Below are 15,926 nucleotides of genomic sequence, written 5' to 3'. Positions count from 1 at the left end.
CCGCGGCGATCGCTTCTGAAAAGAAAACGGGAGGGCCGAAGCCCTCCCGCGATCTCAATGCAGACCTGTGGCTTTCGCCTCAGCTGGCTTCCGCCGCACGGGCGTGACGCTTGCGCTCGTTCGGGTCGAGGTAGCGCTTGCGCAGGCGGATGGACTTCGGAGTCACCTCCACCAGCTCGTCGTCGCCGATGTAGGACAGGGCGCGCTCCAGCGTCATCTGGATCGGCGGGGTCAGGCGGACCGCCTCGTCCTTGCTGGTGGTGCGGATGTTGGTGAGCTGCTTGCCCTTGATGACGTTGACCTCGAGGTCGTTGCCGCGGGTGTGCTCACCGATGATCATGCCCTGATAGACCGGAACGCCCGGATCGATCAGCATCGGGCCGCGATCCTCCAGGTTCCACAACGCGTAGGCGACCGCGGTGCCGTCGGCGTTGGAGATCAGCACGCCGGTGCGCCGGCCGGCGATCGTGCCCTTGTAGGGGGCGTAGCCGTGGAACAGCCGGTTCATGATGCCGGTGCCGCGGGTGTCGGTCAGGAACTCGCCCTGATAGCCGATCAGGCCGCGCGACGGGGCGTGGAAGACGATGCGGGTCTTGTTGCCGCCCGACGGACGCATCTCGATGAGGTCGGCCTTGCGCTCCGCCATCTTCTGCACGACGGTGCCGGAGAACTCCTCGTCCACGTCGACGACGACTTCCTCGATCGGCTCCAGACGCTGGCCGTTCAGCGGATCGGTCTTGAACAGCACGCGCGGACGGCTGATGGCCAGCTCGTAGCCCTCGCGGCGCATCGTCTCGATCAGGATGCCGAGCTGCAGCTCGCCGCGGCCCGCCACCTCGAAGGCGTCGCCGCCCTCGGTGTCGCTGACGCGGAGCGCCACGTTGCCCTCGGCCTCGCGCATCAGGCGGTCGCGGATCATGCGGCTGGTGACCTTGTCGCCCTCGCGGCCGGCCAGCGGGCTGTCGTTGACCGAGAAGGTCATGGCCAGGGTGGGCGGGTCGATCGGCTGGGCGGCCAGCGGCTCGGCCACGTCCGGCGCGCAGATGGTGTCGGCCACGGTGGTGGTGGTCAGGCCGGCCAGGGCGACGATGTCGCCGGCGTGCGCCTCGTCCACCGGAACGCGCTCCAGGCCGCGGAAGGCCAGGACCTTGCTGACGCGGGCGTTCTCGATCAGCTTGCCGTCGCGGCTCAGCGACTTGATGGCCATGTTGACCTTGACGGTGCCGGTCTGGATGCGGCCGGTCAGGATGCGACCCAGATAGGGGTTCGCCTCCAGCGTGGTCGCCAGCATGGCGAAGGGCAGGTCCTCTTCCACCTTGGGCGGCGGGACGTGGTCGCGGATCAGCTCGAACAGCGGGGTCAGCGTCTCGCGGGCGCCGTTCTCCAGGTCCGTGGTCGCCCAGCCGTTGCGGCCCGAGGCGAACAGGGTCGGGAAGTCGAGCTGCTCGTTCGAGGCGTCGAGCGAGGCGAAGAGGTCGAACACCTCGTCATGCACCTCGTGCGGACGGCCGTCGGGACGGTCCACCTTGTTGATGACGACGATCGGGCGCAGGCCCAGCTTCAGCGCCTTGCCCAGAACGAACTTGGTCTGCGGCAGCGGCCCTTCGGCGGCGTCGCAGAGCAGGACCACGCCGTCCACCATGGAGAGAATGCGCTCGACCTCGCCGCCGAAATCGGCGTGGCCGGGGGTGTCCACGATGTTGATGCGCAGGTCGTTCCACAGGACCGACGTGCACTTGGCCAGGATGGTGATGCCGCGCTCGCGCTCCAGGTCGTTGGAGTCCATGGCGCGTTCGGCGACCTGCTGGTTCTCACGGAACGAACCGGCCTGCTTGAGGAGCTGATCAACCAGGGTCGTCTTGCCGTGGTCGACGTGCGCGATGATGGCGACGTTACGAAGATTCATGTGTCGGGGACTCTTAAATCCGCTTTGGGGCTTCCGTTGCGCAATGCCGCCCCGACACCGCGGCTCGTTGACCGCGCACAACAAAAAAACCCTCCGAGATCAATCGGGGGGCTCTGCCGGGGAAACTGTTGCGACGCAATATAATGATCTGGCTTCATAACGCAAGCGGCGAGGTGGGGGAAACTCGCCCAAAGCGCCTATGCGGAATTTCCTTGCGTCTCGGCGACCGAATCATTGGCGTCCGGAACAAGGAATCCCACATGGTCGGTTGATGACCCGCCGCGTTTCCGCTTCCCGCCTCGCCATCATCCTCCTGTCCAGCGCGCTCGTTGCCGTGCCGGGCGACCCGTCGCGCGCGCAGGACCCCGCGCCGGACGCCGCTCCGCCGCCCGCGGCGCAGGACGGGACCGGGCAGGACGACCCCACCCCCGACGCCCCCGGCCCGCAGATCCCCTACGAGGTGGAGTTCACCGGGCTGGACGACGACGACCTGCGCACCCTGCTGCGCGACAGCTCCTCGCTGGTCAGTCTGAAGGACGACCCGCCGCCGTCGGTGCTGGGGCTGGAGCGGCGGGCCGACAACGACCGGGAGCGCCTGCAGACGGCGCTGCGCTCCGCCGGCTTTTACGACGCCGTGCTCGACATCCGCGTGGACGCGGCCCGGACGCCGGCCAAGGTGACCGTCGCGGTGACGCCCGGGACGCCTTACCGCTTCAAGACCATCACCGTCGCCTCCACCGACGGCGCGCCCCTGCCGGGCGGCGACGTGACGCCCACCGACATCGGCCTGCCGGTGGGAGAGCGGGCGCGCGCCCCCCAGGTGGTGGACGCCCAGGCCGCCCTGCTGCGCCGGATGACCGACCGCGGCCACCCCTTCGCCACCGTCGCCGAGCGGCGGGTGGTGGTGGACCACGACGACCACAGCATGGACGTCACCTATTCGGTCGATCCCGGCCCGCTGGTGATGTTCGGCGACACGACGATCACCGGGCTGGCCAGCGTCAACGAGAAGCTGATCCGCGGTCGCCTGCCCTGGAAGCAGGGCGACATCTACAGCCCGGCCAAGGTCGACCGGGCGCGCCAACAGATCGCCCAGCTCGACGTGTTCGACACCGTGCGGGTGCGGCTGGCCGATGAGCCGGGGCCGGGCGGCGTCACGCCGGTGGACGTCACGCTGGCGGAGAAGCTGCATCGCTTCATCGGGGCCAGCGCCTTCTACTCGTCGGAGGACGGCGTGGGCGGCTCGGCCTATTGGGGCCACCGCAACCTGTTCGGCGGAGCGGAGCGGCTGCGGCTGGGGGTGGAGGTCGGGCGAATCGGCGGCGACAACGGCGCCGCGCAGGGGCCGCGCGGCAGCCTGGACCTGCCGGACATCCGGTTGTCCGCCAATTTCCGCAAGCCCGATTTCCTGGCGCCGCGCCAGTCGCTGATCCTGGATTTCCAGGTCGCGTCGGAGCAGCCGCCGGCCTACGACCGTGTCGCCACCATCGGCTCGGCCTCGCTGGAGCGGCAGGTGACCGACCAGCTCAAGGTTTCCTATGGCGTGTCGGGGGAGCGCGGGCGCGTGCGCTCCAACCTGCGGGAGTACCAGACCGGCTTCATCGGTGTGCCGCTGGGCATCGCCTGGGACGGTTCGGACAATCTGCTGAACCCGTCCAAGGGCTACCGCGCCTCGCTGCTCGCCACGCCCTGGTTCCCCTACACCGGGGATACCAACTCGATCTTCACCAGCTTCCAGATCAACGCGTCGGCCTACCGCGACCTGTCCGACGACGGGCGCTACGTCGCGGCGGCGCGCATCGGTGTCGGCAGCACGGTGGGGGCGTCGCTGGACCAGGTTCCGCCGGACCACCGCTTCTACGCGGGCGGCGGCGGGTCGGTGCGCGGCTACGGGTTCCAGAAAGCCGGGCCGCGCGACGTCTACGGCGACCCGACCGGCGGGCGGTCGCTGTTCGAGGCCGGGCTGGAGCTGCGCGTCAAGGTGACGGAGACCATCGGCATCGTGCCCTTCGTCGACGCCGGCACCGTCTTCGACAGCGCTTTTCCGGACTTCAAGGAACCGCTGAAGGTCGGCGCGGGAATCGGCGCCCGCTACTACACCGATTTCGGGCCGTTGCGCGCCGACGTGGCCTTCCCGCTGAACGCCGATTCCGGCGATGCGAAGTGGCAGCTCTATCTCAGCCTGGGTCAGGCCTTCTGATTCGTCCTTTCAACGGGTGATGCCGGGCAGGGTCGCATTTTTGCCACTTGGTTCGGGATCGCCCATGCTCTTTCCCGTTATACCATTCGGGGAATGCCGCAACGGGGTGCGTGGTGTCGGGTCTGCGTCGTCTGATCGTCCTTCTTCTGGCCATCGCCGTCCTCAGCGGGGCGGTCCTGACGGAGGCCGCGCGCGCGGCCGACACCGAAGGGGGCGGCTGGGGGCCGGCCAACGCCGTCCGTCGCTGGATCGCCCAGACCATCGAGAAGGCGGTCAACGGCCCGGACCTCCAGGTCAAAATCGGCACCATCGGCGGCGCGGTGCCCATCAACTTCACGATCTCGGACGTGACCGTCGCCGACCGCGAGGGCGTGTGGCTGCGTCTGGAGGATCTGCGCGTCAACCTCGCCCCGACCGCGCTGCTGACCGGGCGGGCCAAGGCCGACGCCATCGAGGCGCAGCGTGTCGTCGTGGAGCGCGCGCCGCTGCCCGCCGAGGGGCCGCAGCCGCCGCCCGACCAGGGGCCGACCTCTCTGCTGCCCAGCCTGCCGGTGGGCGTCGCCGTGGACAAGCTGGCCATCGCCGAGCTGCTCCTGGCGGAGCCGCTGATCGGGCAGGAGGCGCGGCTGAGGATCGACGGGTCGCTCGACCTCGCCTCGGGCGGGTCGTCGCTGGAAGCGCATCTGAATGTGGACCGGCTGGGCGAGCAGCCGGGCACGGTGGCGCTCGACGTCGCCTTCAACCCCGACGACAAGCGGCTCGACCTGAATTTGAAGGCGTCGGAACCGGCGGGCGGGCTGATCGCCACCGCACTGAACATCCCCGGCGCGCCGCCGGTCAGCGCCTCGCTGGACGGCCAGGGTTCGCTCGACGACTGGAAGGGCACCTTCACCGCGGCGGCGGAGAACGCCGCCCGGCTGGCCGCCGACGCCACGATCAAGGCGGTGCCGGAAGGGCACGCCGTCACCCTCGCGGCGACCGGCGACGTGGCGTCCCTGCTCGGCCCCGACATCGCGCCGCTGGCCGGGCCGCAGCCGGTGCTGAAGGGCACCGTGGTGGTCGCTCCGGATGGTGCCCTGACCCTGCAGCCGGTGGCCGTCGAGACCGCCGCCGCCACGGCCACCCTCTCGGGGCGGGTCGGCGCCGACCGCCGCAGTCTCGACCTGCGCTACGAGCTTCAGGCCGGGCCGGACTCCACCCTGCACGGCTTCGCCCCCGGCATCGCCTGGCGGGAGGGCACCGTGTCGGGCACCGCCCAGGGCACGCTGGACGCGCTGACCGTGGTGGTTGAGGGACTGGTCCGCGATCTCGCCGGCGACGATCCCGCCCTGGCCTCGGTCGCCGGGCCGGAGGTGCGGCTGGACGGGCGGGCGCGGATCAACGCCGACACCGGGGCGGTTGGAATCGAGGGGGTGACCCTGACCACCGCGGCGGCCAGCGCCGGGGCGCAGGGCAATGTGACCGGCTGGGGCCGGACCGCCGATGTCACGGTGTCGCTGAACGCCGACGACCTGTCGCGTCTCTCCACCCTCGCCGGGCAACCGCTGGCCGGGTCGCTGGCCCTGGCCGGGCCGGTGCGCCGGCAGGAGGACGGCACGCTGACGGCGGGCCTCAGCGGTGCGCTGCGCGGTTTGCAGACCGGAACGCCCGCCGACGGCGTGCTCGGCCGCGACGTCAGCTTGGGCGCGCAGGCGGTGATGGAGCCGGGCGGCGCCATGCGCCTCACCGATCTGACGGTGGACGGCCGCAACGGGCGGCTGACCGGTGATGCGGCACTGGTGGACGGGGCGGTGGACGCGAAGACCCGGCTGGAGATCGCCGATCTCGCCCCGGTGGGCACCGCCGCCGGGACGGAAATGGCGGGTGTCCTGACACTCGACGCGACGGCGAAGGGTCCGCTGGACAAGCTGGTGGCGGAGGCGGCGCTGCACGCGCGGAACCTCGCTGTGCAGGGGCGCCGCTTCGGCGACACGCGGCTGAACGCCACCGCGCAGAATCTGCCGGGCGCGCCGCAGGGGCGCGTGTCGGCCCGCACCGAATTGGCCGGAGCCGGGCTGACGGCGGATGCCGCCTATGCGCTGGAGGGGCAGGCGCTGCGGATCAGCGACCTCGCCGTGGCGAACGGGCCGAACCGGATCACCGGGGCGGTGCGCGTCGCGCTCGACGCCATGACCGCGACCGGCAAGCTCGACGGCAACCTGCCGCAGCTTCAGGCTCTGTCGGAACTGGCCGGCGTGCCGCTGACCGGGGCGGCGGGCTTCACCGTCGCGCTCGACGCGCCGAACGGCAAGCAGGCGGCCAACCTGACCGCCAACGCAACCAACCTGCGTGTCGAGGGAGAGGGCGGACCGCTGTTCGCCGCCCGCCGCCTGACCGCCAACGCCGATGTCGCCGACGCGCTTGGTAACGCCAGCGGCAAGGCGCGCGTGGAGCTTCAGGATGGCGCTGCCGCCGGCAACGACCTGTCCCGCGTGACCGCCAGCGTGGACGGCTCGCTCGCCAAGGCGGCCTTCCGGGCGGAGGCCGCAGGGGCCGGGCGCGACCCGCTGGGACTCGACCTGGCCGGCGAATTCACCCAGAACGGCGCTCTGAACCGCATCCGGCTCGACCGGCTCCAGGGCCGCTACAGCGGCGAATCCTTCCGGCTGACCCAGCCCGCCGCCATCGCCCTGGGCGAGCGGCGCTACGAGGTGTCCGGCCTGCGGCTGGTCAGCGGCAACGCCCAACTCGCCGCCGACCTCGGCCTGAACGGGGAGCGGCTGTCGGGTGAGCTGCGGCTGGACCGCGTGCCGATGGCGCTGGCCCGGCTGGCGAACCCGACCCTGCGGCTGGACGGCACGCTGAACGCGCAGGCGACTCTCGGCGGCACCGTCCGCCGTCCGCAGGCCGACGCCACGCTGCGCGTCGCCAATCTGAAGGCGCAGCAGACCACCCAGGCCGGCGTGCCGGGCCTGAACGCCACCGTCAGCGCCCGCTGGAGGGAGGCCCGCCTGTCGGTGGACGGCGATGTCGCCACGAGCAACAACGCCGGCCGGGTGACCCTGACCGCCGCCGCACCGCTGGCCATGGACCCGGACACGCTGGCCTTCTCGGTGCCCGAGCGCGGGCGGATGGAGGCGGCGCTGCGCGGCGCCGTCGACGCCTCGCTCGCCAACGACCTGCTGGCGGCCAGCGGCGACCGGGCGCGCGGCACGCTGCGGCTGGACGTCAGCGTCGACGGCACCGTGGCGGCCCCCCGGCTGGGCGGCACGGTGACCCTGGCCAACGGGCGCTACGAGAACCGGGCGAGCGGCGCCATCATCAGCAACATCGACGCCCGCGTCGTCGGCGACGGCGACGTCTTCACCATCCAGAGCTTCCGCGGGCGGACCACCAACGGCGGCGAGATCAGCGCGCGCGGCGTGATCCGCCCCGCCGCCGCGGACCCGCAGCAGCAGCTCAACCTCGCCATCCAGGCCGACCGGGCGCGGCTGGTGCAGAACGATCTGGCGGCGGTTACCATCGGCACCAACCTGACGCTGACCGGCAGCTTCCTGAATCCGCGGCTGGCCGGCCCCGTGCGGATCGAGCGGGCGGAAATCCAGATTCCCAACCAGACCCCGCCCAACGTGGTCGACCTGAAGGTCGTCGAGGTCGGGAAGGGCCGCAAGGCGCAGCCGGTCAGCCTGAAGAACGGGCCGGCGGCGTCGGAGCCGGCCTTCGCGATGATCCTCGATCTGACGATCAGCGCGCAGAACCAGATCTTCGTCCGGGGACGCGGGCTGGAGGCCGAGTTCGCTGGGCAGCTCGCCGTCACCGGCACCTCCAGCCAGCCGCTGATCAGCGGGCGGCTGAACATGCTGAAGGGCGAGTTGGACCTTCTCGCCAAGACCTTCGTCTTCAAGCGCGGCATCATCGAGTTCGACGGCGGTCCCACCATCGACCCGCGGCTGGATTTCCTGGCGGAGGCCACCGCCAACGACGTGACCGCGCAGGTTCTGGTCACCGGCACCGCCGGGCAGCCGAAGCTGGAGCTGACCTCCCCGCAGGGGCTGCCGCAGGACGAGGTGCTGTCCGCGGTGCTGTTCGGGAAATCGGTCGGCAGCCTGAACGCGGTGGAGGCGGTCCAACTCGCCCAGTCGGCGGCGACCCTGGCCGGCTTCGGCGGCGGAGGGCCGGGACTGATCGGCAATCTGCGCCGCGGGCTCGGAATCGACCGGCTGGAATTCACCGGTGGGGCCGACGGCAAGGGCGGGGCGGTGGAAGCCGGGCGCTACGTCAGCGACCGCGTCTATGTCGGGGTGGAGCAGGGCATCGGCGCGAACCAGAGCCGTGCCACGGTCGAGGTGGACATCACCAAGAACATCAAGGCCCAGGCGGACGTCGGCGCCGACTCCGACACCCGCGTCGGCGTCAAGTGGGAGTGGAATTACTGACCGGTCCGGCCCGTGCCCCCGTTCGCGGGGTGCTTTCGGGTGCTGGTCATCGGCGCAAGAACCCCCATATCGAGCAAGGATGAAGGCCGCGCCCTCAAGGCTCCGGTCATCGGCGAAGGGGGAGCGGTGCGCGCTGCCAGAAGGATTCCCTACGTCAACCAGGGCATCGTCATGGCCTGCACGCTGGCCTTCGTGCTGGGCGTGCCGCCGGAATCCCTCGCCTTCGTTCCCGCCTATTTCTTCGGAACCGTGGAGACGGCCGGGCCGCTGCCCAGCTGGGCGGTGTGGCGCGGGCTGTTCGGTCATGTCCTGATCCACAGCGACATCGTGCATCTGGTCAGCAACATGCTGGCGCTGTGGGCCTTCGGCGGCGCGGTCGAGCTGGCGATGGGCAGCCTGCGCTATCTGCTGTTCTTCCTGCTCTGCGCCGCGGCGGGGGCCGTCGTGGAGGGGGCGTTGGCCGTCGACCCCATGGCGCCTCTGGTCGGGGCGAGCGGGGGCATCTGCGGGGTGATGGGAGCCTTCCTGCTGCTGCACCCGCAGGCCACGCTCGGCGTGACTCCGGGGCCGAGGGTTCCCGCCTCCTTCGTGGTGGGCAGCTTCCTGGCGATCAACGTGGCGATGACGCTGATGCCGCCGTCCCCGGATTCCAGCCTGGGCGACGTGGCCTGGGCGGCCCATCTCGGCGGGTTCGGCGCCGGGATGGCGCTGGTCGCCCTGTTCCGCCGCCCCGGCGTGGCGCTGTGGAGCGTCGCCCGCCTCGGCACCGCGGCGAAGGCCGCCGTCTACCTGACGCTGGTCGTGGTGCTTCTGCGCACGCTGTGACCGCCGCCGTGGCCGCGCCGGTGACGGTTGCCTTTGCCGGGCCGGGGCGGAATACTGCGCCCTCCCATTGACGGAGGCATGTGACTATGGCGCAAACCGGGTCCGCGCCGGTGCTCGGCGTGATCGGCGGCAGCGGCGTCTACGACATCGACGGCTTGGAGAATCAGAGCTGGGTGAAGGTGGAAACGCCTTTCGGCGACCCGTCGGACGAACTGCTGACGGGCGAGCTGAACGGCCAGAAGCTGGTCTTCCTGCCGCGCCATGGCCGCGGTCACCGCATCCCGCCGTCCGAGCTGAACTTCCGTGCCAACATCTACGCGCTGAAGGCGCTGGGCGTGACCGAGATCCTGTCGGTGTCCGCCGTCGGCTCGCTGAAGGAGCATCTGCCGCCGGGCACCTTCGTGGTGATCGACCAGTTCATCGACCGCACCTTCGCCCGCAACAAGAGCTTCTTCGGCACCGGTCTGGTGGCGCATGTGGCGCTGGGCCATCCGGTCTGCGGGCGGCTGGGCGATCTGATCGAGGAGGCGCTGGTCGAGCTGAAGGTGCCGCATCAGCGCCGCGGCACCTACATGGTCATGGAAGGCCCGCAATTCTCGACCAAGGCCGAGTCCGAGCTGTACCGGAGCTGGGGCTGCGACGTGATCGGCATGACCAACATGCCGGAGGCCAAGCTCGCCCGCGAGGCGGAGATGTGCTACGCGACCGTCGCCATGGTCACCGACTTCGACTGCTGGCATCCGGACCATGACCACGTCACCGTGGACGCCGTCATCCGCGTGGTGGTCGCCAACGCCGGGAATGCCCGGTCCCTGGTCAAGACGCTCGCGCCGAAGCTGCGGGGGCGCGACGGGCTGTGCGCCCAGGGCTGCCACACCGCGCTCGACCACGCGATCATGACCGCGCCGGACAGGCGCGATCCGGAGATGCTCAAGAATCTCGACATCATCCTCGCCCGCGCGCTGGGCTGAGGACGCCAACGCAAAAAGCCGCGGGACCCGGCGTGCGTCCGGGTCCCGCGGCTTTTTTTCGGATCGCGCGGAAAGCCTCAGTGGCGGGTGCGCGCCGGGGTGACGTAGACGCCGTCCCAATCGACGCCGAACAGCGCGTCGTCGCCGGCTTCCTCCACCAGCTCGTCATAGTCGCTGATGTCGATCAGGCCGAAGATCGAAGCCGTGCCCGAGGCGTCCAGGTCGCAGGTGATGACCCGGCCGGCGAACTCGACGGAGGTGAAGAACACCTCCGGCAACTCCATGCTGTCGAGATCGGCGGACACCGCGCATTCGATTTCATGGACGAGGCGCGAGGAGAGGGAGCCCCGCAGTTTCGCCGCCTGGGAGGCCCAGACGATCTTCTTGACCCGCGCAGCCGGGCGGTTGTCGGTTTCGCCAATGCCCTCGTCGGGCTGGGCGGCCATGGCGATCATCCGGGAAACCAGGTTCGACGGGCTGGGCGCACGCATAGAGACCTCCGTGAAGAACGAGCGCAGATTCACCCGGCGTCGGTTAACGGGTGCTTAAATCCGGATGTCACGGATGGCTTACCTCTTATGCGTAATGGTCTATGACCGATCAGGCCGTCAGCGCCGCGTAGGCCGTCGCCAGCCGCGCCGCGGTGACGGCGTTGTTTCGGATCAGCGCCATGTTCGCGGTCAGGCTGCGCCCGCCGGTGATCCGCTCCAGCGCCGCGAGGAGATAAGGCGTAACGGATTTCCCCGTGATTCCATCATGTTCCGCCTTCCTCAGCGCCTGGGCGATGGCCCGTTCCATGGCCTCGCCATCGAGCGCGTCGGCCTCCGGGATGGGGTTGGCGAGGACCACGCCACCCTCCAGCCCAAGCTCCCATTTGGCCCGCAGGATGGCCGCGACCTCGTGCACGTTGTCACAGCGATGAGAGACAGGCAGACCAGAGTTGCGGCTGTAGAAGGCCGGAAATTCATCGGTGCCCAGCCCCAGGACGGGGACCCCGCGCGTCTCCAGAACCTCCAGCGTCTTGGGCAGGTCGAGAATCGACTTGGCACCCGCGCAGACGACGCAGACGCTGGTGCGGGCCAGCTCGTCGAGATCCGCCGACACGTCGAAACTGGTTTCGGCGCCGCGGTGCACGCCACCCAGGCCGCCGGTGGCGAAGACGGCGATCCCGGCCAGCCGCGCGGCGATCATGGTGGCGGCCACGGTGGTGGCGCCCGGCACCCCGGTGGCCAGAGCGACGGGCAGGTCGCGGCGGCTCAGCTTCATGACGCCGGTGCCGCCCTTGGCGAGCCGTTCCAGGGACTCGCCGTCCAGACCGACGCGGATGCGCCCGTCGAGGACGGCGATGGTCGCGGGCACCGCCCCCTCGGCTCGCACCGCGTCCTCCAGCGCCGTCGCCGTCTCCAGATTCCTCGGGTAGGGCATGCCGTGGGAGATGACGGTGGATTCCAGCGCCACCACGGGCCGGCCCTCGGCCAGGGCGGCGGCGACCTCGGGCGTCGGGGACAGGCGGTGGTGCATGGTCGGACTCTCCCTCGTTCTCCCGCATCCTGCGCTGTGCTCCGCGCCGGTGCAACCGCTGGAATCGGAATTTTGTCCTTTCGCGAGGACGGCCTATATTGCAGCACATGCCTGCACAAAGCCCCGCCCGCCCCCCCGCCGAACGCTGGATGAAGGTCTGCCCCGAGGGGCTCTACGTGGAGCCCGGCGGCTTCTACGTGGACCCCCTGCGCCCGGTGGACCGCGCCGTGGTCACCCACGGCCATTCCGACCACGCCCGGCCCGGCCACGCCTGTGTGCTCGCCACCGCCGGGACGCTCGCCATCATGCGGCAACGGCTGGGCGAGGGGGCGGGGGCCGCCACGCAGACGCTCGACTACGGCGAGGCGATCCGCATCGGCGACGTGACGGTGCGGCTGGTCCCCGCCGGTCATGTGCTGGGCAGCGCGCAGGTGGTGCTGGAGCATGCGGGGACGCGGGTGGTGGTGTCCGGCGACTACAAGCGGCGCTTCGACCGCACCTGCGCCCCGTTCGAGCCGGTGCCCTGCGACGTCTTCATCACCGAGGCGACCTTCGGCCTGCCGGTCTTCCGCCATCCGCCCGACCTGGGCGAGATCGACAAGCTGCTGCACTCCCTGTCGCTCTTTCCGGAGCGCAGTCACGTCGTCGGGGCCTACGCGCTGGGCAAATGCCAGCGGGTGATCTCCCTGCTGCGCGCCGCCGGCTACGACCGGCCGATCTATCTGCACGGCGCGCTGGAGCCGATCTGCAAGCTCTACGAGGGCTTCGGCGTGCCGCTGGGCGAGCTTCGCCCAGCCACCGTCGCGGCGAAGGAGGAACTGAAGGGCGCCCTGGTCCTGGCCCCGCCCGGCGCGGTGGCCGACCGCTGGGCGCGGCGGCTGACCGACCCGGTGGTGGCGATGGCCTCCGGCTGGATGCGGGTGCGGCAGCGGGCGCGCCAGCGCGGTGTGGAACTGCCGCTGGTCATCTCCGACCACGCCGATTGGGACGAGCTGGTCCAGACGCTCGACGAGGTCGCCGCTCCCGAGGTCTGGGTGACCCACGGCCGCGAGGAGGCGCTGGTCCACCACGCGACCCAGCGCGGCATCCGCGCCCGCGCCTTGGCCCTGGTCGGCTTCGAGGAGGAGGGGGCGTGAAGAACTTCTCCTCCCTGATCGACGGGCTGGTCTTCATGCCGGCGCGCAACGGCAAGATCCGCCTGCTGGCGGATTTCTTCGCGACCACGCCGGACCCCGACCGCGGCTGGGCTCTGGCGGCCCTGACGGAGTCTCTGGTCTTCCACGAGGCCAAGCCGGCGGCCATCCGGCAGCTGGTCGCCACCCGCGTCGATCCCGAGCTGTTCGCCTTGTCCTACGACTATGTGGGCGACCTCGCCGAGACGGTCGCGCTGATCTGGCCGGAGCGTCCGGAGCGGGCGAACAGCCTGCCGCCCTCCATGACCGAGGTGGTGGATACGCTGCGCGCGGCCAAGCGCGGGCAGGTGATGGGGCTGGTGGAGGGCTGGCTGGACACGCTCGATTCCTCGGGCCGCTTCGCGCTGCTGAAGCTCATCACCGGCAGCCTGCGGGTGGGCGTGTCGGCGCGGCTGGCCAAGACGGCGCTGGCGGAATGGGGCAAGGTCGACCTCGGCGATCTCGAGGAGTGCTGGCACGGTCTGACCCCGCCCTACGCCGACCTGTTCGCCTGGCTGGAAGGACGGTCCGACCGGCCGGCGGCGGGAAAGGGCGCCGGCTTCCGCCCGTTGATGCTCTCCCATCCCCTGGAGGAGGAGGACATGGCCGGGCTCGATCCGGCCGACTACGCCGCGGAATGGAAATGGGACGGAATCCGCGTGCAGCTGGCGGCCCGCGGCGGCGAGCGGCGAATCTACAGCCGCACCGGCGACGACGTGTCCGGCGCTTTTCCCGACATCGCCGACCACATGACCTTCGACGCCGTGCTGGACGGCGAGTTGCTGGTCGCCCGCGACGAGGGCGACATCGCGCCCTTCAACGACCTCCAGCAGCGGCTGAACCGCAAAACGGTCACCGCCGCGATGCTCAAGGAATTTCCCGCCTGGGTGCGGCTCTACGACATCCTGTTCGACGGCGAGGAGGATCTGCGGAGCCTGCCCTTCACCGAGCGGCGCGCCCGGCTGGAGCGCTGGCACGACGCGGTGCGGCCCCGGCGGATGGATCTGTCGCCGCTGGTGCCGTTCGAGGGCTGGGAGGCGCTGAAGGGGCTGCGCGAGGGCAGCCGGGAGTACAGCATCGAAGGGCTGATGCTGAAGCGCAAGGACAGCGTCTACGTCGCCGGGCGCCCCAAGGGGCCCTGGTTCAAGTGGAAGCGCGGGGCGCTGACGCTCGACACCGTGCTGATGTACGCCCAGCGCGGCCACGGCAAGCGGTCCAGCTACTATTCGGACTTCACCTTCGGCGTCTGGCGCGGCGAGGAGCTGGTGCCGGTCGGCAAGGCCTATTTCGGCTTCACCGACGCCGAGCTGGTGGAACTCGACCGCTGGGTGCGCAACCGCACGACCCGCCGCTACGGCCCGGTGCGCGAGGTCGAGCCGGGGCTGGTGCTGGAGGTCGCCTTCGACAGCGTGCACCCGTCGAACCGCCACAAGAGCGGTCTGGCGATGCGCTTCCCGCGCATCCACCGCATCCGCTGGGACAAGCCGGCGGCGGAAGCCGACCGGCTGGAAACGCTTCAGGCGATGGTCGTCGGCTAGAGCGATGGGCCAAGCGGAGCCGCTTCTTCCATTTTGAACCGGGTCCGTGTTGACGCCGGCGGGACGTCGCTTAGTCTTCTGCAACCGTTCGCTGCGGTCGAGCGGGGTGGAAGACATCAAGCCGGAGACCTGACCATGCCGTTCGCCGCCGCTCCCGAATTCAAGAAGCACAAGGCGAAGTGCGAGTCCGAGGCGAAGAAAATTCCGAATTCGGGCGACGCGCTGGCGGTGGTGAAGAAGTCCGGTGACGTGGAGAAGGCCGCCGCGGCCTGGGACAAGGCTTACAAGGCCGGGGACGCCAAGGCGCTGCGCGCGGCGCTGGCCGACCTGCTCCAGGCGACCAAGATCTTCCGGGCGAAGCTCAGCGCCGTCATCGTGAAGGCGCAGAAGGCGAAGAACGAGGGCGCCGTCGAAGTGGCGGCCGACATGCTGGGCGGCGCCATGAACGTCGAGCAGATGGCCCAGCTGGAAAGCCAAGCCGCCCTGAAGAAGCTGGAGAAGGCCGGCGGCGGCAAGGAGATGCCCGCCACCACCTTCTTCGCCGACTGGACCGCCGCCAAGAAGATGTTCGAGGCGCTGACCGGCAAGAAGAAGCCGGCCGAAGGCTTCCTGCTCGCCTTCCGGGCGTCGAGCGGGCTTGAGAAGGCGACGAAGGCGCTGGACGCCGCCACCCGGGCCAACGACGTCGACGCCCTGCAGAAGGCCATCAAGGGATTCGAGAAGACCGGCAGCGAGTATTTCTCGACCGTGAAGAAGAAGGCCAAGGTTTCCGTCGCCGCTGACGACACCGACATCCCGGACGAGTCGGAGGAGGCCTTCAATTACGATCAGGCGCTGGCGATCCTGCTGAAGAACCTGAACGTCATCCGCAAGGAGGCCGGCGACATCCTGGCGGACGCCAAGAGGTAGACGGAATTTCCCGCCCTAACGGCTCAGCCGCATGTCGATGTGGTCGATGCCGACGTCATCGTAAACGCCGCTGACGCGGCGGAAGCCGAAGCTGCCGTAGAATCGCTCCAGGTAAAGCTGCGCGCTGATCTGAACGTCGTGCTCCGGCCAGTTGAGGACCAGCCGCTCCAGGCACTCCGCGACCAGCCGGCGCCCCAGGTCCTTGCCGCGCCATGCCGGGGCCAACGCCAGCCGCCCGAAGGACGTGGCGCCGGTCGCCGGATCAGGGCCGAAAATACGGGCGTAGCCGACCGGAGCCGGGCCGTCGCCGTCATACAGAGCCAGATGCTGCGCAACCGGATCGCGACCATCCAGATCGGGGAAGGGCGAGGCCTGCTCGACCACCAGCACGCTCTGGCGGAGGTGGAGCATGTCGTGAAGGGTGCCGGCGGATAGATCGGCGAAGCGGTACCAGCGGGAATGCATGTCA

The 15,926-nt window shown here is 70.2% G+C and carries 11 protein-coding genes; 7 read left to right on the top strand and 4 right to left on the bottom strand.

The genetic code is table 11. From position 1 onward, the window contains the following. Nucleotides 1-79 precede the first annotated feature (79 nt). The gene (gene typA / locus ABVN73_RS06655; protein WP_353857316.1) at nucleotides 80-1,906 is read right to left on the bottom strand and encodes a translational GTPase TypA; all 1,827 of its coding nucleotides are present in this window, start codon (nucleotides 1,904-1,906) and stop codon (nucleotides 80-82) included. A 271-nt stretch (nucleotides 1,907-2,177) separates the two neighbouring features. On the opposite strand from typA, the gene ABVN73_RS06650 reads away from it, so the two are divergent. The 4 genes from ABVN73_RS06650 (at nucleotide 2,178) to ABVN73_RS06635 (ending at nucleotide 10,317) form a co-directional block, all read left to right on the top strand. After that, a complete protein-coding gene (locus ABVN73_RS06650) occupies nucleotides 2,178-4,106 on the top strand; it encodes an autotransporter assembly complex family protein (RefSeq protein ID WP_353857315.1) in 1,929 nt (642 codons plus the stop codon). Nucleotides 4,107-4,219: 113 nt separating this feature from the next. After that, entirely contained in the window at nucleotides 4,220-8,521 is a 4,302-nt protein-coding gene (locus ABVN73_RS06645; protein WP_353857314.1) for a translocation/assembly module TamB domain-containing protein, read from the top strand. A 126-nt stretch (nucleotides 8,522-8,647) separates the two neighbouring features. Then, nucleotides 8,648-9,346 carry a rhomboid family intramembrane serine protease gene (locus ABVN73_RS06640; RefSeq protein ID WP_353857313.1) on the top strand — a complete coding sequence of 233 codons (699 nt, stop codon included), beginning with the start codon at nucleotides 8,648-8,650 and terminating at the stop codon, nucleotides 9,344-9,346. A gap of 86 nt (nucleotides 9,347-9,432) precedes the next feature. Next, a complete protein-coding gene (locus tag ABVN73_RS06635; protein ID WP_353857312.1) occupies nucleotides 9,433-10,317 on the top strand; it encodes an S-methyl-5'-thioadenosine phosphorylase in 885 nt (294 codons plus the stop codon). A 77-nt stretch (nucleotides 10,318-10,394) separates the two neighbouring features. Here the strand turns inward: ABVN73_RS06635 and ABVN73_RS06630 are convergent, their stop codons facing one another. Further along, nucleotides 10,395-10,808, bottom strand: coding sequence for a hypothetical protein (locus tag ABVN73_RS06630; RefSeq protein ID WP_035674528.1), 414 nt, complete (start codon nucleotides 10,806-10,808; stop codon nucleotides 10,395-10,397). 109 nt (nucleotides 10,809-10,917) lie between these two features. Continuing rightward, nucleotides 10,918-11,838 (bottom strand): pseudouridine-5'-phosphate glycosidase, encoded by a 921-nt coding sequence (locus ABVN73_RS06625; protein WP_353857311.1) that lies wholly within the window; start codon nucleotides 11,836-11,838, stop codon nucleotides 10,918-10,920. 149 nt (nucleotides 11,839-11,987) lie between these two features. Here ABVN73_RS06625 and ABVN73_RS06620 point away from each other — a divergent pair, with 149 nt between their 5' ends. The 3 genes from ABVN73_RS06620 to ABVN73_RS06610 all read left to right on the top strand — a co-directional run bounded on the left by ABVN73_RS06620 (nucleotide 11,988) and on the right by ABVN73_RS06610 (nucleotide 15,457). Then, nucleotides 11,988-12,974, top strand: coding sequence for a ligase-associated DNA damage response exonuclease (locus ABVN73_RS06620; RefSeq protein WP_353859444.1), 987 nt, complete (start codon nucleotides 11,988-11,990; stop codon nucleotides 12,972-12,974). Next, the gene (locus tag ABVN73_RS06615) at nucleotides 12,971-14,548 is read left to right on the top strand and encodes a cisplatin damage response ATP-dependent DNA ligase (protein ID WP_353859443.1); all 1,578 of its coding nucleotides are present in this window, start codon (nucleotides 12,971-12,973) and stop codon (nucleotides 14,546-14,548) included. Before ABVN73_RS06620 ends, ABVN73_RS06615 begins: the two co-directional genes overlap by 4 nt. A gap of 135 nt (nucleotides 14,549-14,683) precedes the next feature. Then, on the top strand, nucleotides 14,684-15,457 hold the full coding sequence (locus ABVN73_RS06610) for a hypothetical protein (RefSeq protein ID WP_353859442.1): 774 nt from the start codon (nucleotides 14,684-14,686) through the stop codon (nucleotides 15,455-15,457). A gap of 15 nt (nucleotides 15,458-15,472) precedes the next feature. On the opposite strand, the gene ABVN73_RS06605 is transcribed toward ABVN73_RS06610, so the two are convergent. Then, nucleotides 15,473-15,922 carry a GNAT family N-acetyltransferase gene (locus ABVN73_RS06605; RefSeq protein ID WP_353859441.1) on the bottom strand — a complete coding sequence of 150 codons (450 nt, stop codon included), beginning with the start codon at nucleotides 15,920-15,922 and terminating at the stop codon, nucleotides 15,473-15,475. Nucleotides 15,923-15,926: the final 4 nt, after the last annotated feature.

This window comes from Azospirillum formosense, assembly GCF_040500525.1.
GTDB classification, from domain to species: Bacteria; Pseudomonadota; Alphaproteobacteria; order Azospirillales; family Azospirillaceae; genus Azospirillum; species Azospirillum formosense_A.
The sequence above is the reverse complement of the archived record's forward strand: the minus strand, read 5'-3'. Positions and strand labels throughout refer to the sequence as shown.

What these genes read in the sequence shown, in the direction of transcription:
- ABVN73_RS06610 (WP_353859442.1), top strand. Translation starts at nt 14,684, where the DNA reads ATGCCGTTCGCCGCCGCTCCCGAATTCAAGAAGCACAAGGCGAAGTGC.
- ABVN73_RS06625 (WP_353857311.1), bottom strand. Translation starts at nt 11,838, where the DNA reads ATGCACCACCGCCTGTCCCCGACGCCCGAGGTCGCCGCCGCCCTGGCC.
- ABVN73_RS06650 (WP_353857315.1), top strand. Translation starts at nt 2,178, where the DNA reads ATGACCCGCCGCGTTTCCGCTTCCCGCCTCGCCATCATCCTCCTGTCC.
- ABVN73_RS06635 (WP_353857312.1), top strand. Translation starts at nt 9,433, where the DNA reads ATGGCGCAAACCGGGTCCGCGCCGGTGCTCGGCGTGATCGGCGGCAGC.
- ABVN73_RS06605 (WP_353859441.1), bottom strand. Translation starts at nt 15,922, where the DNA reads ATGCATTCCCGCTGGTACCGCTTCGCCGATCTATCCGCCGGCACCCTT.
- typA (WP_353857316.1), bottom strand. Translation starts at nt 1,906, where the DNA reads ATGAATCTTCGTAACGTCGCCATCATCGCGCACGTCGACCACGGCAAG.
- ABVN73_RS06620 (WP_353859444.1), top strand. Translation starts at nt 11,988, where the DNA reads ATGAAGGTCTGCCCCGAGGGGCTCTACGTGGAGCCCGGCGGCTTCTAC.
- ABVN73_RS06630 (WP_035674528.1), bottom strand. Translation starts at nt 10,808, where the DNA reads ATGCGTGCGCCCAGCCCGTCGAACCTGGTTTCCCGGATGATCGCCATG.